Below are 17,546 nucleotides of genomic sequence, written 5' to 3' on the forward strand. Positions count from 1 at the left end.
ATAGATTGCCCGGCGCGTCACGGCGTGCAACAGATTCGTGATGATCTCGCCGGCGTGCTGCAGCGCAAACGGGCGTGACGTGAGTGCGAAACGGCGATGTCGCTTCGCGCATGAACTTGGGCGGAAACATGGCTCGTATCGTCTCGCTGATCGCGCTTGTCGCTGCACTCTGCCTATCGACCCTAGCGCGGGCGCAGGAGCAAGAATTGCCTGTGAGCGAAGTCGCGCCGGGAATATTCGTGCATAACGGCGAGATCGCCCTGATGACCGGCGAGAACGAAGGCGCCATCGCCAACATCGGATTCGTCATCGGCGACAGCGCCGTCGCGGTGATCGATACCGGCGGCAGCGTCCGCGAGGGACGGCGACTGTTGGCCGCCATCCGCGCCCGCACCGACAAGCCGATCCGCTATGTCATCAACACCCACGCCCATCCCGATCATGCCTTCGGCAACGCGGCGTTTGCGGGTGATGGAACCGTTTTCGTGGGCCACAAGAAGCTTCCCGACGCGCTGACCGCGCGCGGCCCATTCTATCTCGAGGCCTTCCGCCGGACGATGGGCGCGAAACTGATGGACGACGTGCGCATCGTGCCGCCCACGACGCTCGTCGATGGCAACCTCGCGCTCGATCTCGGTGGACGATCGCTTTCACTAAGGGCATGGCCGACCGCGCATAGCGATAACGACCTCACCGTGCTCGATGAGAACACCCGGACCTTGTTCGCCGGCGATCTCGTATTCATCACCCATATCCCTGTTGTCGACGGCAGCATCAAAGGCTGGCTCGCCATCCTCGGCGAACTTGCCGCCCTGCCCGCTCAGCGTGTAGTTCCCGGTCACGGGCCCGTGAGCGAATGGCCGGCAGCCCTGGCCGATGAGCGCCACTATCTCGAGACGCTGGCCGCCGACGTGCGTGCGCTGATCGCGAAGGGCAAGCCGATCACCGCTGCTGCCGAAACTGCCGCGGCATCGGAGCGGCCGCGCTGGAAACTGTTCGACGACTACAACGCCCGGAACGCAACTGCAGCATTTTCGCAATTGGAGTGGGAATAGGTTTGGCGAGGCCATATAGTAGAGGCGTTGCTTCCATCCTCGCCGCGGGGAGAACGACTATGTCCGGAGCACCTTTCCGTCTCGTCTATATCGCCGGCCTCCTGGGCATCATCGCATTTGGCGCGCGCCTTGCGCCCGCGGTGAGCGCGGAGGCCTATGATCCCTGGCCCGGCCTGGTCCAGGACATCTTCAACAATCGCCCGATGAGCGACGGCAGCAACGTGATCGCGCTCGAGATGCCGGCTCGTGCGGAGGATGCTGCCATCGTGCCGGTGACGCTGCGCAGCAAGCTCGCGCCCGACGACACCCGCCGCGTGCGGACGCTCACCCTCGTCATCGACCAGAACCCGGCGCCGATGGCGGCCAAGTTCGCGCTTGGGCCGGACGCCAACGTCACGGAAATCTCGACCCGCGTGCGCATCAACAACTACACCGACGTCCATGCCGTAGCCGAACTCACCGACGGCAAGCTCTATGTGGTGAAGACTTACGTGAAGGCGTCCGGCGGCTGCGCTGCGCCCGCACTCAAGAACGCCGAGGAGGCCAAGGCCAGGCTCGGCCAGATCCGATATCGGCAGCTTTCGAAAGCTGGTGAAGGCTCCACAAGCGGAGCCCGGGAGGCGCAGGTCATGATCGGCCATCCCAACAATTCCGGCCTGCAGATGGACCAGGTGACGCAGCTCTATATTCCCGCCTTCTATGTCGACCGGCTGCAGCTCTGGCAGGACGACAGCCTGGTGCTGAAGATGGAAGGCGGAATCTCGATCTCCGAGGACCCCAATATCCGCTTCACCTATGTCTCGAACGGCGCCAAGCGTTTCCGCGCCGAGGCCAAGGACACCGACGGCCACGTATTCGAGCACGAATGGAAGATCGATTCGGATAGTTGAAGGGTTTCAGAAGCACCTGACTTCTGCTTCGGCCTGGGCGCGGCGGAGATCGTTGAGGGCATTGGCCGCCTGTTCGGACGTGCGGAAGGGCGAGCCCATATCGCCCCTCACCTGGGACAGGCTGAGCACCGTCTCAGCGGTGACATAGCGGTCATAGGGAATCAGCGATGCGACCACGTCGATCGAGCACGAGCATTGCTCGATGGCGTGCCGTGTCTCGCCATTCGCCTTCAGGCAGCCGAACACGTATTCCGCGCGGGCGGCGGTCGGATAATCGTTGACCTCCTCGCCGCGCGCGATCGCCGCGGTTGCCGCGAATACGATCAAAGCGGCGACAATAGGTCGTACCGGTCCCGCAATCGTCATGACGATCCTCTCGCTTTCAATGGCGCAAGCTATGCTATGACTACGCGATAGAAAAGAACACGTTCGAGGAAACGGCTCAACAAAATGAGTGCCATCATTCGCACGCTGGCGGCTGCCGCGGTTCTTGCGGTAACGCCGTTCGCCGCCTGCTTTGGCGCAGACACGATCCGCGTTGCAGTGCAGAAAACCGGCACCTTTGCCTGGGAACTGGCGGTGATCCGCGCGCATGGCCTCGACAAGAAGGCCAATCTTGCGATCGAGGCCACCGAGCTCGCAAGCCCGGAGGCGGGCAAGATCGCGCTCCGCGCCGGCAATGCCGACGTCATGGTCTCCGATTGGCTGTGGGTGTCTCGCGAGCGGACGCTCGGCGCCAAGCTCGCCTTCTATCCCTATTCGAGCGCGCTGGGCGCAGTGATGGTGCCGACCTCCTCGCCGATCCGTTCGCTCACCGATCTCCGGGGGCGCAAGCTTGCCGTTGCCGGCGGACCGATCGACAAGAGTTGGCTGCTGCTGCAGGCGTCGCTGAAGCAGGACGGTCTCGACCTGAAGTCGGCGGCGACCATCGTCTATGGCGCGCCACCGCTGCTTGCGGCCAAGGCCGTGGGCGGTGAGGTCGATGCCGTCGTCAACTACTGGAATTTCTGCGCCGCGCTGGAAGCCAAGGGCTTTCGCCGCGTCGCCGGCATTGAGGATATCCTGCCGAAACTCGGCGCCAAGGGTCGCATCGCGATGGTCGGCTATGTCTTCGACGAAGGCTGGGCCAACGCGAACCGGGATGCGGTCGAGCGTTTCATCACGATGACCCGTGCTGCCAAGGAGATCCTCACGAAGTCCGACGACGAATGGGAGAAGATCGCGCGCCTGACCGGTGCCCCGGACGCCGCAACGCTGCACGCCTATCGCGACCGCTATCGCGAAGGCATTCCGCGCCGCCCGATCGCGGACGAAGAGGCCGACGCACGGGTGCTCTACCGGGTGCTCGCCAAGATCGGCGGCGGCGAGCTGGTGGGATCGGCAACCGAGCTTGACCCCGGCACGTTCTATCACGCGATTCCGGGAGATTGAGCCGTGGTGCGCCTTCTCTCCTTCCTCCTGTTCCTTGCGACGTGGTGGCTCGCAGCGCTCCTGACCGGTGACGTGAAGCTCCCGGCGCCGCCGGCGGTGCTGGCGGTGATCCTAAGAGAAGCGGCATCCGGCGCGCTGTTCATCAATCTCGGCGTTACGCTGGCGCGGGTCGCCCTGTCCTTCACGCTCGCAATGGCGCTGGGCGCCGCCATCGGCTACCTGATGGGCCGGGTCAAGCTCGCCGACAGGATCGGCGATCCCTGGCTGATCCTGCTGCTCAATCTGCCCGCACTTGTCGTCATCGTGCTCGCCTATATCTGGGCGGGGCTCACCGAGGTCGCCGCGATTGCGGCGATCGCCGTCAACAAGCTTCCGACCGCGGTCGTTACGCTGCGCGAGGGCGCGCGGGCGCTCGACCGCTCGCTGGACGAGATGGCAAGCGTGTTCGCGATCCCGCGCGGAAGAGCGTTCCGGCACGTGATCCTGCCGCAGCTTGGGCCCTATATCGCGGCTGCCGCGCGATCGGGGCTCTCGCTGGTCTGGAAGATCGTGCTGGTTGCGGAATATCTCGGACGTCCGAACGGCGTCGGCTTCGAGATCGGCGTCGCCTTTCAGTTGTTCGATATTCCGCTGCTGCTCGCCTATTCGCTGACCTTTGCCGCGGTCGTACTGGTGATCGAGACGGTGCTGGTGCAGCCATTCGAACTTCGCGCATCCCGGTGGCGGCCCCGTGCAGCTTGAGGTCGACATCACCGGTAAGCATTTCGAGAGTGCGGCGGGCGAGCGGCACGACGTGCTCGCGGGCGTCAAGTTCTCGCTTCACGGCGGCGAAGTCGGCGTGTTCGTCGGCCCCTCCGGCTGCGGCAAGAGCACAATGCTGAAGATCCTGGCCGGCCTCGACCACGACTATCAGGGAAAGGTCTCGCGTCCAACAGCGGCGCGGCTCGGGATGGTGTTTCAGGAGCCGCGGCTTTTGCCGTGGCGGTCGGTCGAGGACAATATCCGGCTCGCTGCGCCACATATTGACGAGAAACGGCTCTCGGAACTGTTCGCCATTCTGGAACTGACGGAGCATCGCAGCCATTTCCCCGGCGAGCTCTCGCTTGGCCTCGCGCGCCGCGTCGCGCTTGCGCGAGCCTTCGCGATCGAGCCGGATTTCCTCATTCTCGACGAGCCACTGGCTTCACTCGACGATGCGCTCGCCGCTCACCTGCGCGAGCAGATCGCAACGCTGGTGGAAAGCCGCTCGATGATGACGCTGCTGGTCACGCATAATCTCGACGATGCCGTTTATCTTGGCGACCGGCTGTTCCTGCTGTCGGCGCGGCCGGCCAGGATTCTGCAGGAAGTGCCGATCCCGACACCGCGCGCGCGACGGAGCGCTGCCGAGATCAACCACATCAAGGCCGACCTGGTGCGGCGGCGGCTTGCAAAGATATGAGACGTGGTCTTCATATTGAGAAAATTATATCGAGAAAAGATTGGGAGCTCACGATGCCGCGCCGATCGATTGCTGTCGCCCTCCTGCTGCTCGCACTGCCCAGCGAACTCAGCGCGCAGACCAAAGGTAAAGGCATCAGGCTCTGGAATCTCACGACGTCGACCATCTCCGGCTTCCAACTTTCGCCGGTCGGTAAGAACGATTGGGGTCCCAATCAGACCCTGAATGACAAGGACAAGGAGGTCGACCACGACGAGCGGCTGCGCCTCGTTGGCGTCGAGCCCGGACGCTACGACGCCAAGGTGAGTTATGCCGGCGCCAGGCAGTGCTTCGTCCGCGACATCGAGATCAAGGCCGACGCGGTGTTCTCGATCTCTGACAAGGATCTGAAGGACTGCAACAAATAGGCTCAGCCCGCGATCGGAGCCGCCGTCTTTTCCGCTCGATCATTGCTGTGCGGATATTCGCAGCGCCATTTGACCGCGGTCCACTTCGGATGCTCGCCGATCCATTGCGCAATGTAGGGCGGAGCCGCCATCGCACATTGCCGCAGCGAACCGTTGAAGGAGAACACCAGATGGGTCTCCTCGCAGGTGGCGGGCGACAGCACGGCACAGACGGTCACGATGAGATCGATCGGATTCATGCCTCAAATCCCTGGTGCTTCGGTGAAGTAACGCACAGCAAGCTACGTGGGCGGCGAGGCCAGGTTTCGCCTCACCGTGAAAGCCGGAACCACTGCGGGAGGTTCCTAGAAATTCATGCCAAACACAAGCCGCGCCTGATGGCGCTCGAAATTGACCAGATCGAGCGCCGCAGCCGATCCGGCAGGACGCCCCCAGGCCTGCACGCTCCAGGCCGCGGTCAGCCGCGAACGTTCCGAGAGCTGGAGATAGGCGACCGGACCGATGAACAAGGCCTGCCCCTCGAACTCGTTCAGCCCGATCCCGTCATAATGGCGGAGATAGCGCGCCTCGCCGCCAACGAAAACGCCGGGCCTGATCTGCGCCATCAGCCCGACGGCCGCGCCAACCGTCGCCTCCTGTTGCGCAGCGCGCGAGGCAAGAAAACGCGTCCATTCCGGCTGATAGATGAAATTGAGTGCCGCGATCAGGAAGTTCGGTACCAACTCGCGATCGAAGGCCAACCTCAATTCAGTGCCGAAATTGCGGATGCGATCGGCTGTGGTCTCGTCGATCCGGTCGGAGTGGCTTTCCACTGCGAGAGTCAGGCCGAACGGCGCCGTCTCGCGGTCGAGAAATCGGTAACGGACATCCAAAGAAAGACCTTGCCAGGTCAATTGACGCCGATCTTCAAAGCCGGGAATGCCGTAGATCTGGTGCGCCACAAAGGCGCCGCCGAGCTCGATGCGGATGTCGCGGGCCGGCACGAATTCGAGTTCGAACTCCTGGGCGACGGCACGATAGCTGCCACCATTCCTGGAAAAGCTTCCCGTGGTCTCGGTCTGGAATTCGCGCTCGCCGACATGCCCGACGTCGGTGCCGATCAGGAAGCCGAACAGATGCTCAGTATCGATTTCATCGGCACGCGCGCCGACGGCAGCAAGCAGTGCGAAAAAGCACACGGCAGCCGCCCGGAGCATCGTTGCGCGAAAAGACATTCTCGTCCCGAGAGCGAATCGAAAGCGTCAGCAGCGCTGACAAGAACATTCCTATCACAACGTCCAGTCGAGCGGCAGCGATTGGAAGCTTGATTGCAAGGACCATTTCGGCTGCAATGCAAGACCCGGGAAGGGCCGGCGGAAGAACAATCGCTTCAGGGAGAATAAACCGAATGGCACGAGTTCTGGTACTTTATAAAACGCCGAAAAACGCCGAGGCCTTCGACAAGTATTACGCATCGGTGCACATTCCGCTGGCCAAGAAGATCCCGGGACTGAAGAAATACGACATCAGCACGGCTCCGCTCAGGACGCCAGCGGGCGAGAGCAACGTCCACCTTGCGGCAACGCTGTATTTCGACTCGCTCGACGCGCTGAAGGCAGGCATGGGATCGGCGGAAGGAAAGGCGGCAGGCGCGGATCTCGCCAACTTTGCCGATGGCGGCGCCGATCTCTACATTTTCGATACGAAGGAAGTTTAAGGGCGTCTCACACAGAGGCCCAACAAATGTGAGCCTGACGAATTCGCCTGCCGCGGCTTGCGCAGATAGCGCTGCGCGAGCCGGGCAGGCGCTTGACGCTTACTTGCGTGATGCGCAGGCGTACATGTTGATTTCCATGCCGACCTGCACTTCGACGATCTTCGGAGTCTTCCAGCTCATTCGATCCTCCCAAATGGCTTGGCGCGAGGTTCACGCCAAGGTCGAACCTATGGCCAGCTCGCGCATGGCGCAAGTGGACAAGATCGACCAGCGAGCGCATCCGTGCCGCAGTTGAGCGCCGATAGTTCCCTCCTGGACAAACAAGTTCCCTCTTGGGCAAAGCCTGTCACGTTGGGCACACACTCGCACGCGAGTGCTTCAACGATCGATCGCACGACACAGCGTGAGGCGTGACGCGCTCAGCAATCGTTGTCTTTGTTCGCCATCTGGCCTTCGGACTTCTTTCCTTCGGCTTGCTGTGCTGCCGTGGGCTCGCCCTGCATCTGCCGCTGCACATCCTGCGAGGACGTGGCGACATCTCCGGTAGCCCTATTCATCGTGCTGGTCGGCGGATGCTCCTTGTCGCTCGCCATGCCCGTTGTGGTCTGGCTGCTGGTCGATGCCGGGCCAGAACCCGCATCCTTATTGGCGCTTTGGCCTTGGGTATTGCAGGGACCTGCCAGCGCGGCGCCGGCGCTCAGCACCAGGATGGAGCAACCCGCAAAGATGGTGCGTCTTGTGCTCATGTCTCGTCTCCTTCTCGAATCGGCGCGTGCCCCTGCACGCCGGGATCACGGAAGAACCGAAGCACGCGTCCCAGGTTCCGGGTGGCGAGGTGAAATCCGATGCTGTTCACTGCCGCCGTTCACGCCGCATCAGTTGCAAGCGCTTTTCGAGGGCTCGCATGAGAACGTCATCCCGCCTCTTACTCGTTCCATTCATCATGATCGCTGTTGCGTCGCCAGCCGCCGCCGAGGAACGGCCTCAGCCTGGGCGGACGCAGATGCCGGCGACGCTGACCGGCAAGGAACGGCTCGGCAAGAAATGGATGGACGAGCAGCGGATCGATAATTGCAACGTTCCGCCCGACAAGCGTGGCTCCAGGCCGCGGCCCGCAGCCTGCGCACACGGGCCTGCCAGCTAGAGAGCATGGTCCGGAAAAGTGGAAACCGGTTTTCCGAAAAGAGCATGCTCAAACAAAGACCCTGTCATCCTATCGCAATAGCCGCAGCAGGGCGCGACCGGCGGGCGACTCCAGTTCCTTGGCGTCAAGCGTTCCATCCTTGTCCGGATTGGCCGCGTTGAAGCGCTGCTCCACGACCGCAAGATATTCATCCTGCGTCAGCGTTCCGTCGTGGTCAGGATCGGCAGCCGCCAGTTCCTTGGCGCTGAGGCGGCCGCGCAATTCTCGCGCATCGAGCGTGCCGTCATGATCCCGGTCCAGTCTGGTAAACAGCGCCGATGCCGCCTTCTTCACCTCGGCCAGATCGAGAGTGCCATCATTGTCGGTGTCGAACGTCTTGATCGGGTCGGCGCGTTTCGGCGCGGCCAGAGCCGGGGCCGAAAACACCGCAGCGGCTAATATCAAGACAAAAAGACCACGCAATTTCATCTCTCATCTCCCTTGGCAGAGCCTCTACGACAAGGGCAGCAGAGAAGCTTGCATGGATGACAGAGCGCACGCCGGCCGCCCACAGCGCGCTTTATGATCTAATCCGAAGTCGCCGAAAACTCCGCGGCGGAGCCGACCTGCTGCTGCCGGTGGACGGCTGATGGCACGATGCCGAAATACTTCCGGAACACGCGGCTGAAATGCGAGGAGCTGGAAAAGCCCCAGGAGAATGCGACGTCGGTGATGGTCTTGCCGGGCTGCGCTTCCAGCTCCTCACGGCAATGCTGCAGCCGTGCGCGCCAGATATAGTCGCTCACGGTCATGCCGCGCTCGCTGAACAACATGTGGAGATAGCGCTTGGTGCAGCCTAGCGCGGTCGAGATCTGGTCGATGCAGAGATCCGGATCGCGCAGGTGTTCGCGGATGAAGAACTGGGCTCGGATATAGGTCGCCTCCGCACCGCCATGGTTGAACGTCGTCTCGGCTTCACGCAGCGGCAACAGCAACAGATCGATCAACGAATCGGCGACGCCCATCGCATTGTAGGGAGACAGCCGGCTCGCCTCGGAAAAGGCCGCATGCACGAAATCGTAGGCGATGCGGCCGGTGCCGCTGCGGGCGGAGAGCTTGCAGGCCGGCATCCGTGCCGAACGGAAACCACGTTCCTGCAACAGCGCCTTCGGCACGATCACGACCTCATGCCGCGTCAGCGACGGGCTGATGATGGTGTGCGGGCTGGAAACGTCATAGGCGAGGCAATCGCCGGGAACGAGCTCGAAATGGCGGCCATCCTGCTCGAAATAGGAGACCCCGTGGGTCTGGAACAGGATCTTGATATAGGGATGGTCGCTCAGTTTCGAGCGCGCGTTCACATGTGCGATACGGTGCTGACTCACCTCGATCTGGCACAGTTTCAGCCGCGAGACTGTGGTGTAGTTGACCCGTGCCTCGAGCGAGGAGGCGTCCATCGGATCGACATCAAACCGGCCGCATAGATCGGTCAGTGCGTCTGTCCAACATTGAACCTGCTTCTTCGGCGTCAATCCGGAGGTAGTGAGCGAACGGACGGTATCGGGCATATCCAGCCACCGATTCGAGATGAAAGCGTGACTGCTCGCCGCAAGAGGCTTTGGTCACCGTGAAGTACCGTTACCTCAATCTTAATGCGGTCTTTGACCCCTGAGCAGCGTTCCTCCTGACAACCTTGAGGTTTAATCCTCGACTTTACTTCAAGTGCCGTCAAGGAAAATCAGTCTCCTACTCCCGCGACCGGGGCCACGCCCGCGCGCCACCGCGCTGCACCGCAAGCAAAAAAGTTCTTCGAGCTTCACTTCTGAGCAAGCCGCCCTTCTCTCTTGGGCAAGTCGCGCGTCGACGAAGGGGATAGGAGGAGGAACCAAAAAAATGGGCCGTTTCGATTGAAAGCGGAAGGTCATCATTGGGAGGAAATCACTATGCGCAAGGTGCTAATCGCGACCTCTATCGGCGCCGTGGCGGCGCTCGGCGGAGGTGCTGCCAGTGCCAACGAAGAACTCAGCAAAATGACGCAGAACCCGAAGGACTGGGTTATGCCCGCGGGTGATTATGCCAATACGCGCTACTCAAAGCTGAATCAGATCAACGCCTCGAACGTTGGAAAGTTGCAGGTCGCCTGGACATTTTCGACCGGCGTGCTGCGTGGCCATGAGGGCGGGCCGCTGATCATCGGCAACATGATGTACGTGCACACGCCCTTCCCGAACAAGGTCTATGCTCTTGACCTGTCGCAGGACAACAAGATTGTCTGGAGGTACGAGCCGAAGCAGGATCCGAACGTGATCCCGGTGATGTGCTGCGACACGGTGAATCGCGGCGTGGCCTATGGCGACGGCAAGATCTTCCTGCACCAGGCCGACACCTCGCTGGTGGCACTCGACGCCAAGACCGGCAAGGTGGAGTGGACGGCCAAGAACGGCGATCCTGGCAAGGGCGAGACCGGCACATCCGCGCCGCTGGTCGTGAAGGACAAGGTGCTGGTCGGCATCTCCGGCGGTGAGTTCGGCGTGCAATGCCACGTGACCGCCTACGACACGAAGAGCGGCAAGCAGGTCTGGCGCGCCTATTCCGAAGGGCCAGACGACCAGATCAAGATCGATCCCGAGAAGACCACCGCTCTTGGCAAGCCGGTCGGCAAGGATTCGAGCCTCAAGACCTGGCAGGGCGACCAGTGGAAGACCGGCGGCGGCTGCACCTGGGGCTGGTTGTCGTACGACCCGACGCTCGACCTCGTCTATTACGGTTCGGGCAATCCCTCGACCTGGAACCCAAAGCAGCGTCCAGGCGACAACAAGTGGTCGATGACCATCTTCGCGCGCAGTCCGGATAACGGCATGGCCAAGTGGGTCTATCAGATGACGCCCCATGACGAATGGGACTATGACGGCGTCAACGAGATGATCCTGACCGACCAGCCCTTCAACGGCCAGGAGCGCAAGCTGCTGACGCATTTCGATCGTAACGGCTTGGCCTATACGCTCGATCGCACCAACGGCGAACTGCTCGTCGCCGAGAAGTATGATCCGAAGGTCAACTGGACCAGCGGCGTCGACATGAACAAGAGCTCGCCGACCTACGGCCGGCCGAAGGTCCTCGACCAATATTCGACCGACAAGCAGGGCGAAGATGTCAACGTCAAGGGCATCTGCCCGGCTGCGCTCGGCAGCAAGGACGAGCAGCCGGCAGCCTATTCGCCGGAGACGCAACTGTTCTACGTGCCGACCAACCACGTCTGCATGGACTATGAACCGTTCAAGGTGAGCTACACCGCGGGCCAGCCCTATGTCGGCGCGACGCTCTCGATGTATCCGCCTCCCGGCGAAACCCACATGGGCAACTTCATCGCCTGGGACAACAAGACCGGAAAGATCGTCTGGTCGAACAAGGAGCAGTTCTCGGTCTGGTCAGGCGCGCTTGCGACCGCCGGCGGCGTGGTGTTCTACGGCACGCTCGAAGGCTATCTCAAGGCAGTTGATGCCAAGACCGGCAAGGAGCTCTACAAGTTCAAGACTCCCTCCGGCATCATCGGCAACGTCACGACCTATGAGCAGGGCGGCAAGCAGTATGTGGCCATACTCTCGGGTGTCGGCGGCTGGGCGGGCATCGGCCTTGCTGCAGGGCTGACCGATCCGACTGCCGGTCTCGGCGCAGTCGGCGGCTATGCGGCGCTGAGCAACTATACCGCCCTCGGCGGAACGCTCACCGTGTTCTCCCTCCCGCAGTGAGCCGAACGTCGTTCCGGCGCGTGGACCATCCACGCGCCGGTTTTGCCTGTATCTGATCTCGAGGACATGCTCTTGCGTAAAAGCTGGTTTGTGGTTGCGGCGATGATCGTCGCCGTATCTGGAGGATTCGCCTTTGCCGACGATGCGGTCGATCCGACCGCCGTCAAGGAAGAGAACGGCAAATATCTGGATAAGGAAGGTAACCCGACCTACAAGGTCGCAGCCGACGGGACGGTGGATTGGTACACCTACTCCGGATATCGGCGGTATCATTCCGAATGCCATGTCTGCCATGGCCCGGACGGCATGGGTTCGACCTATGCACCGGCATTGGCGAGTTCGCTGAAGACCATGAGTTACGCCGACTTCCTCGGCGTCGTCGCCAGCGGGCGCAAGAACGTCAGTACCGCACAGGAAAATGTCATGCCGGCGTTCGGTGACAATCCAAACGTCGCCTGCTACATGGACGACCTCTATGTCTACCTGCGCGCCCGCGCCAATGACGCGGTGGGGCGCGTACGCCCCGCAAAGCATGAAGAGAAGCCCGCCGCCTATAAGCAGGCGGAAGAGTCCTGCATGGGCAAGAACTGAAGCTGCGGAGCGCGGGCGACAACACGCTTTACGGAGAGATCAACATGAAGACACGCGCTGCCGTCGCATTCGAAGCCAAGAAGCCGCTTGAGATCGTCGAGCTCGACCTGGAAGGCCCGAAGGCCGGTGAAGTCCTGGTCGAGATCAAGGCGACCGGCATCTGTCATACCGATGCCTACACGCTTGACGGCTTCGACAGCGAGGGAATCTTCCCTTCCATCCTCGGCCATGAGGGCGCCGGCATCGTCCGCGAGGTCGGTGCAGGCGTGACCTCGGTGAAGCCGGGCGATCACGTGATCCCGCTCTACACGCCCGAATGCAGGCAGTGCAAAAGCTGCCTGAGCCAGAAGACCAACCTCTGCACCGCGATCCGCGCCACTCAGGGCAAGGGCGTGATGCCGGATGGCACCTCGCGCTTCAGCTACAAGGGCCAGACCATCTACCACTACATGGGTTGTTCGACCTTCTCGAACTACACGGTGCTACCGGAGATCGCGGTGGCGAAGATCCGCGAGGACGCTCCGTTCGACAAGAGCTGCTATGTCGGCTGCGGCGTGACCACCGGCGTCGGCGCCGTGGTCAACACCGCCAAGGTCACGCCAGGCTCCAACGTCGTGGTGTTCGGCCTCGGCGGTATCGGGCTCAACGTGATCCAGGGCGCCAAGATGGTCGGCGCGGACAAGATCATCGGCGTTGACATCAACGACTCCAAGGAAGATTGGGGCCGCCGCTTCGGCATGACGCATTTCGTCAATCCGACGAAAGTCGGCGGCGATATCGTCCAGCACCTGGTCGGACTCACCGATGGCGGCGCCGATTACACCTTCGACTGCACCGGCAACACCAATGTGATGCGCCAGGCGCTGGAAGCCTGCCACCGCGGCTGGGGCGTCTCCGTGATCATCGGCGTTGCGGAATCCGGCAAGGAGATCGCGACCCGGCCGTTCCAGCTCGTCACCGGACGGGTCTGGAAGGGCACGGCCTTCGGCGGCGCGCGCGGCCGCACCGACACGCCGAAGATCGTCGACTGGTACATGAACGGAAAGATCCAGATCGATCCGATGATCACCCACGTGCTCAAGCTCGAGGACATCAACAAGGGATTCGACTTGATGCACGAGGGCAAGTCGATCCGTTCGGTCGTCGTCTACTAGGGCGTGATCCGAATCGGAGTGCCAGGTCGGCGGAAGCGGACCCGGCTCCCCGGAAGGGTCATGCTCCAGCAAAAGGTGGAACGGGATCACGATGTCCCGTTCCAGAATCAACGTGTCAAACACCAGGAGGATTGACCCATGACTGTTCATCTCCACCCGTCGATTGACAACGGCGTCCAAAAAGGCTCGGGCAACTTTGCCGGTGGCACGCTGGTCTGCAAATGCTCGGACCGACCGGTGAAGGTCGAGATCAAGGGCGACGTTGCCCACAACCACGCCTGTGGCTGCACCAAATGCTGGAAGCCGGAAGGGGCGATGTTCTCGGTCGTTGCGGTGGTACCGAGACAGAACCTGACGGTCCTGGAAAACGGCGACAAGCTGCAGATCGTCGACCCCGCGGCCGTGATCCAACGCTATGCCTGCAAGGATTGCGGCACGCATATGTATGGGCGGATCGAGAACAAGGCGCATCCGTTCTACGGCCTTGACTTCATCCATCCCGAACTCTTCCAGGAAAGCGGCTCGGCGGCGCCGGGATTTGCTGCGTTCGTCTCGTCGGTGATCGAGTCCGGCGCCAAGCCGGAGGATATGCCGGCGATCCGCGGCCGGCTGAAGGAATTGGGACTCGAGCCCTATGACTGCCTGTCGCCGGCACTGATGGATGCGATCGCGACTCACGTGGCGAAATCCAAGGCTGCCTGATAGGGCTGCTTAACAAGGCTGCCTGATTTGCCCGCGCTCCCGCTGGCGGTGCTTGACCGCCAGCGGTCCCATCGGCGCCCGCACCGCAGCATTTTCCGCTGCACGCGCCCATCCTTCATATTGCTCCCGTGAATCGGTCAGTTCCGCCTTTTCCCGATCCGCGTCTGTCTCGCGGCGGTGAATTTTTCGTCGGCCGCGTTTGCAAAAATATCCTGACGATCTAACATCACCGACTGTCGGCCCCGCTTTTGACAAACGGCAAATGCAGAACACCGGGCTGTGAAGTCACTGTCGCATCGGTTTCTGATAACATTTGTTTTTCCCGATGCGCGCGGGCGGCGCATTTCATTTGAACATAGCAAAGGAGCAGCCGGACACGGACTACCGATCGTGCAACGGGCTCCCCTTAAACATCTCCAAGGACCTGCCCGCCGCACGAGACCCAGAAGTGGTCGCGAGCGCAGGGAGAAATATGTTCTCGCTCGTGGCCTGCAGACATCAACAGCTTAAGAAGAGCGAGGGACGATCATGGTCAAGTTGAAGATTAATGGTCAGGAACAGAATTGGGATGGCGATCCCGATCTTCCGCTACTCTGGTTCATCCGTGACGAAGTCGGGCTCACCGGCACCAAATTCGGTTGCGGTCAGGCGCTGTGCGGCTCCTGCACCGTGATCATAGACAAGCAGGCGGTGCGCGCCTGCATCACCTCGGTGTCGGATGCGGCCGGCCGCGAGATCACCACCATCGAGGGCCTGCACCCGACCGGCGATCACCCGGTGCAGAAGGCCTGGCGGCAGGTCAACGTGCCGCAATGCGGCTATTGCCAGGCCGGCCAGATCATGCAGGCCGCTGCGCTGTTGGCGGACAATCCAAAACCATCGCACGACCAGATCCGCGAAGCCATGTCCGGCAACATCTGCCGCTGCGGCTGCTACCAGCGGATCGAGAACGCGGTTCATCTCGCATCGACGGGGGTGTGACATGAATATCCTCACCAATCCCAACAAGCTTCGCGGTTTCGAGAAGCACATCAAGATCGAGAACGTTTCGCGCCGCAGCATCCTGAAGACCTTAGGGCTGGCCGGCGGGTTCGTGCTCGCTGCACCTGTGATGATACGTCCGAGCTTTGCCTACGAGACCGGCGCGGGGAAGATGCCGCACGGCGTCGTGGTCGACCCGCGTGTCTTCGTCTCGATCGCGCCTGACGGCATCGTCACGATCGTCGCGCACCGCTCCGAGATGGGAACCGGTGTGCGCACTAGCCTGCCGCTGATCGTGGCCGAAGAGCTTGAAGCCGACTGGTCGCGCGTCCGCGTCCAGCAGGCGCATGGCGATGAGGTCAAGTTCGGCAACCAGGACACCGACGGCTCGCGCAGCACGCGGCACTATCTGATCCCGATGCGGCAGATCGGCGCCTCGGCTCGCACCATGCTGGAGCAGGCCGCGGCGAAACGCTGGGGCGTGCCGGCGGGCGAGGTGAAGGCCGCCAATCACGAAGTCGTCCACAGCGCAAGCGGGCGCAAGCTCGGCTTCGGCGAGCTGGCGGCCGATGCGGCAAAGGAGTCGGTTCCAAGCATCGAAGGCCTGAAGCTCAAGAACCCAAAGGACTTCCGCTACCTCGGCAAGGGCGAGATCAGCATTGTCGACCTGCACGACATCACGACGGGTGCGGCCCGTTATGGCGCCGACGTGCGGCTGCCCGGCATGAAGTATGCCGTCATCGCGCGTCCGCCGGTGACCGGCGGCAAGCTCGCCTCCTTCGACCCCGCCGACGCGCTGAAGGTCTCCGGCGTCGAGAAGGTGATGGAAGTGAGGGGATGGCCGTGGCCGTCGAAATTCCAGCCGCTCGGCGGGGTGGCCGTAATCGCACGCAACACCGGCGCGGCGATCAAGGGCTGCAACGCGCTGAAGGTGACCTGGGAGGACGGCGCCAATGCCAAATACGACTCGGTCGCCTATCGTGCCGAGCTCGAGGCAGCCGCGCGCAAGCCAGGCCTCATCGTACGCAAGGAAGGCGACGTCGAGGCGGCGTTAAAGAGCGCCGACAAGGTCATCGTCGGCGAGTACTATCTGCCCCATTTCGCCCATGCCAGCATGGAACCGCCGGTCGCGGTCGCCAACGTCAAGGGCGACAAGGCGGAGGTCTGGGCCCCCGTGCAGAGCCCGGGCGGAACGCGCGAGGACGTCGCCAAGACGCTCGGCATTCCCGAGGAGAACGTGACCGTCAACGTCACGCTGCTCGGCGGCGGTTTCGGGCGCAAGTCGAAATGCGACTTCGCACTTGAGGCCGTGCTGCTCTCGAAGGAGCTCGGGGTGCCCGTGAAGGTGCAGTGGACGCGCGAAGACGATGTGCGCCACGACTTCCTCCACACCGTCTCGGTCGAGCGGATCGAGGCCGGTCTCGACAAGAGTGGCAAGGTGATCGCCTGGCGCCATCGCAGCGTGGCTCCATCGATCGCCTCGACGTTCGCCGCCGGGACCGTTCACCAGGCGCCGTTCGAGCTCGGCATGGGATTGATCGACAATCCGTTCGAGATCGCCAACCTGCAGTGCGAGAATCCGGAAGCGGCCGCGCATACCCGCATCGGCTGGTTCCGTTCGGTCTCGAACATCCCGCGCGCCTTCGCGGTGCAGTCCATGGTCGCCGAAATCGCCCAAGCCACCAACCGCGATCCGAAGGATATGCTGCTGGAGCTGATCGGTTCGCCGCGGATCGTCAATCTGTCCTCGGTGAAGGATCCCTGGAACTACGGCGAGCCCTATGACAGCTACCCGATCGACACCGCACGGCTGCGCAAGGTGGTCGAAGTGGTTGCCGACAAGGGCGGCTGGGGACGCTCGGTGCCCAAGGGCCATGGCCTCGGCATCGCGGTACACAGGAGCTTCGTCAGCTACATCGCGACCATCATCGAGGTTGCTGTCGACGACAAGGGCAAGCTGACGGTGCCAAGGGTCGACACCGCGATCGACTGCGGCACCTATGTCAACCCCGAGCGTATCCAGTCGCAGATCGAGGGCGCGGCGATCATGGGCCTGAGCCTCGCCAAATATGGCGAGGTCACCTTCAAGGACGGCAAGGTGCAGCAGGGCAATTTCGACGATTACCCGGTAATCCGGATCGACGAATCCCCTGCCGTGACCAATGTCTACATCGTGCCGCCCGCCAGCCCCGATACGCCCCCGAGCGGCGTCGGCGAACCCGGCGTCCCCCCGTTCGCGCCGGCGCTGATCAACGCGATCTTCGCCGCGACCGGCAAACGCATCCGGGCGATGCCGATCGGCAAGCAACTGGAGGCATGAGGCGGA

The 17,546-nt window shown here is 62.3% G+C and carries 21 protein-coding genes; 14 read left to right on the top strand and 7 right to left on the bottom strand.

All coding sequences use genetic code 11. The features are described from left to right. Positions 1–128: 128 nt before the first annotated feature. Together AC5ZG1_RS26410 and AC5ZG1_RS26415 are read left to right on the top strand one after the other, a co-directional pair. Positions 129–1,055, top strand: a complete 927-nt coding sequence (locus AC5ZG1_RS26410; protein WP_496134521.1) for a quinoprotein relay system zinc metallohydrolase 2 — start codon at positions 129–131, stop codon at positions 1,053–1,055. A 59-nt stretch (positions 1,056–1,114) separates the two neighbouring features. Then, a complete protein-coding gene (locus tag AC5ZG1_RS26415) occupies positions 1,115–1,945 on the top strand; it encodes a quinoprotein dehydrogenase-associated SoxYZ-like carrier (protein WP_496134522.1) in 831 nt (276 codons plus the stop codon). A gap of 6 nt (positions 1,946–1,951) precedes the next feature. On the opposite strand, the gene AC5ZG1_RS26420 is transcribed toward AC5ZG1_RS26415, so the two are convergent. After that, positions 1,952–2,311, bottom strand: a complete 360-nt coding sequence (locus AC5ZG1_RS26420) for a hypothetical protein (RefSeq protein WP_028162634.1) — start codon at positions 2,309–2,311, stop codon at positions 1,952–1,954. Positions 2,312–2,395: 84 nt separating this feature from the next. On the opposite strand from AC5ZG1_RS26420, the gene AC5ZG1_RS26425 reads away from it, so the two are divergent. From AC5ZG1_RS26425 to AC5ZG1_RS26440, 4 genes are read left to right on the top strand one after another with little or no spacing between them, the layout of a single operon-like run. Next, a complete protein-coding gene (locus tag AC5ZG1_RS26425; protein ID WP_130225913.1) occupies positions 2,396–3,376 on the top strand; it encodes an ABC transporter substrate-binding protein in 981 nt (326 codons plus the stop codon). A 3-nt stretch (positions 3,377–3,379) separates the two neighbouring features. Further along, positions 3,380–4,117: an ABC transporter permease gene (locus AC5ZG1_RS26430; RefSeq protein ID WP_028162636.1), complete on the top strand. Its 738-nt coding sequence runs from the start codon at positions 3,380–3,382 to the stop codon at positions 4,115–4,117. Next, entirely contained in the window at positions 4,107–4,817 is a 711-nt protein-coding gene (locus AC5ZG1_RS26435; protein WP_456642595.1) for an ABC transporter ATP-binding protein, read from the top strand. The genes AC5ZG1_RS26430 and AC5ZG1_RS26435 overlap by 11 nt, the downstream gene beginning before the upstream one ends. A gap of 53 nt (positions 4,818–4,870) precedes the next feature. Next, entirely contained in the window at positions 4,871–5,224 is a 354-nt protein-coding gene (locus AC5ZG1_RS26440; RefSeq protein WP_496134523.1) for a hypothetical protein, read from the top strand. Positions 5,225–5,226: 2 nt separating this feature from the next. Here the strand turns inward: AC5ZG1_RS26440 and AC5ZG1_RS26445 are convergent, their stop codons facing one another. Together AC5ZG1_RS26445 and AC5ZG1_RS26450 are read right to left on the bottom strand one after the other, a co-directional pair. Next, positions 5,227–5,463 (bottom strand): hypothetical protein, encoded by a 237-nt coding sequence (locus AC5ZG1_RS26445; protein WP_130225910.1) that lies wholly within the window; start codon positions 5,461–5,463, stop codon positions 5,227–5,229. Positions 5,464–5,568: 105 nt separating this feature from the next. Further along, on the bottom strand, positions 5,569–6,402 hold the full coding sequence (locus AC5ZG1_RS26450) for a DUF6662 family protein (RefSeq protein ID WP_245474708.1): 834 nt from the start codon (positions 6,400–6,402) through the stop codon (positions 5,569–5,571). 209 nt (positions 6,403–6,611) lie between these two features. On the opposite strand from AC5ZG1_RS26450, the gene AC5ZG1_RS26455 reads away from it, so the two are divergent. Next, positions 6,612–6,920: an EthD family reductase gene (locus AC5ZG1_RS26455; RefSeq protein WP_028162641.1), complete on the top strand. Its 309-nt coding sequence runs from the start codon at positions 6,612–6,614 to the stop codon at positions 6,918–6,920. A gap of 99 nt (positions 6,921–7,019) precedes the next feature. On the opposite strand, the gene pqqA is transcribed toward AC5ZG1_RS26455, so the two are convergent. Beyond that, positions 7,020–7,100: a pyrroloquinoline quinone precursor peptide PqqA gene (pqqA, locus tag AC5ZG1_RS26460; RefSeq protein ID WP_035689484.1), complete on the bottom strand. Its 81-nt coding sequence runs from the start codon at positions 7,098–7,100 to the stop codon at positions 7,020–7,022. A 239-nt stretch (positions 7,101–7,339) separates the two neighbouring features. Further along, positions 7,340–7,666 carry a hypothetical protein gene (locus AC5ZG1_RS26465; RefSeq protein WP_028162642.1) on the bottom strand — a complete coding sequence of 109 codons (327 nt, stop codon included), beginning with the start codon at positions 7,664–7,666 and terminating at the stop codon, positions 7,340–7,342. A gap of 158 nt (positions 7,667–7,824) precedes the next feature. On the opposite strand from AC5ZG1_RS26465, the gene AC5ZG1_RS26470 reads away from it, so the two are divergent. Beyond that, positions 7,825–8,064 carry a hypothetical protein gene (locus AC5ZG1_RS26470; protein WP_496134524.1) on the top strand — a complete coding sequence of 80 codons (240 nt, stop codon included), beginning with the start codon at positions 7,825–7,827 and terminating at the stop codon, positions 8,062–8,064. 69 nt (positions 8,065–8,133) lie between these two features. Here the strand turns inward: AC5ZG1_RS26470 and lanM are convergent, their stop codons facing one another. Together lanM and AC5ZG1_RS26480 are read right to left on the bottom strand one after the other, a co-directional pair. Then, the gene (gene lanM / locus AC5ZG1_RS26475) at positions 8,134–8,532 is read right to left on the bottom strand and encodes a lanmodulin LanM (RefSeq protein WP_496134525.1); all 399 of its coding nucleotides are present in this window, start codon (positions 8,530–8,532) and stop codon (positions 8,134–8,136) included. Between the two features lie 98 nt (positions 8,533–8,630). Further along, entirely contained in the window at positions 8,631–9,611 is a 981-nt protein-coding gene (locus AC5ZG1_RS26480) for a helix-turn-helix domain-containing protein (RefSeq protein ID WP_496134526.1), read from the bottom strand. Positions 9,612–9,986: 375 nt separating this feature from the next. Between AC5ZG1_RS26480 and xoxF5 the strand changes: the two genes are divergently transcribed. The 6 genes from xoxF5 to AC5ZG1_RS26510 all read left to right on the top strand — a co-directional run bounded on the left by xoxF5 (position 9,987) and on the right by AC5ZG1_RS26510 (position 17,540). Beyond that, a complete protein-coding gene (gene xoxF5, locus AC5ZG1_RS26485; protein WP_130225905.1) occupies positions 9,987–11,792 on the top strand; it encodes a lanthanide-dependent methanol dehydrogenase XoxF5 in 1,806 nt (601 codons plus the stop codon). 102 nt (positions 11,793–11,894) lie between these two features. Next, complete coding sequence (locus tag AC5ZG1_RS26490; protein WP_496134553.1) at positions 11,895–12,383, top strand: c-type cytochrome, methanol metabolism-related; 489 nt, start codon at positions 11,895–11,897, stop codon at positions 12,381–12,383. 44 nt (positions 12,384–12,427) lie between these two features. Next, positions 12,428–13,537, top strand: a complete 1,110-nt coding sequence (locus AC5ZG1_RS26495; protein ID WP_028162648.1) for an S-(hydroxymethyl)glutathione dehydrogenase/class III alcohol dehydrogenase — start codon at positions 12,428–12,430, stop codon at positions 13,535–13,537. Positions 13,538–13,675: 138 nt separating this feature from the next. Continuing rightward, complete coding sequence (gene gfa, locus AC5ZG1_RS26500; protein WP_456642589.1) at positions 13,676–14,239, top strand: S-(hydroxymethyl)glutathione synthase; 564 nt, start codon at positions 13,676–13,678, stop codon at positions 14,237–14,239. 528 nt (positions 14,240–14,767) lie between these two features. After that, positions 14,768–15,220 (top strand): (2Fe-2S)-binding protein, encoded by a 453-nt coding sequence (locus tag AC5ZG1_RS26505; protein WP_130225903.1) that lies wholly within the window; start codon positions 14,768–14,770, stop codon positions 15,218–15,220. Position 15,221: 1 nt separating this feature from the next. Further along, the gene (locus AC5ZG1_RS26510) at positions 15,222–17,540 is read left to right on the top strand and encodes a xanthine dehydrogenase family protein molybdopterin-binding subunit (RefSeq protein ID WP_496134527.1); all 2,319 of its coding nucleotides are present in this window, start codon (positions 15,222–15,224) and stop codon (positions 17,538–17,540) included. The last annotated feature ends 6 nt before the right edge of the window (positions 17,541–17,546 follow it).

The organism is Bradyrhizobium sp. Leo78 (assembly GCF_059512425.1).